The organism is Polaromonas sp. P1_G2, assembly GCF_056405515.1.
In genome coordinates, this window is the sequence record NZ_JBFUBY010001245.1 from 1 (window position 1) to 436 (window position 436).

Here is a 436-nt window from a genome sequence, read left to right on the forward strand (position 1 = left end):
TCGCACGCCTGATGGCGGAAGTCGAAAACCTCGTGATCGATACCGACACGCCGGCCAAGGTGGTGGTCAACGAGCGAACCGGAACCATCGTCATCGGCGCCGACGTGCGGATATCGGAAGTCGCGGTCAGTTACGGCACGCTCACGGTGCAGGTCAGCGAGAACCCGACAGTGGTGCAGCCGCTGCCTTTCTCCAACGGCCAGACGGCCGTGCAGCCGCAGACGGATATCGTCGCGCAGCAGGCCAACACCAAGGTGGCGATCCTCAAGGGCTCGGACCTCAAGACATTGGTTTCGGGGCTCAACAGCATCGGCGTGAAGCCTGACGGCATCATCGCCATCCTCCAGGGCATCAAATCGGCAGGCGCATTCAGGCGGAGCTCGTCTTGCAATGATGACATCAGGCACTCTCAAAACTCTGGCAATCCGCACTCTGG

General features: G+C 61.2%; 1 protein-coding gene. It reads left to right on the top strand.

Going from position 1 to position 436, the window contains the following annotated elements:
• Window positions 1-436: flagellar basal body P-ring protein FlgI (locus AC1D0P_RS29970; RefSeq protein ID WP_477680059.1), on the top strand; the 436-nt coding region annotated here is incomplete at both ends.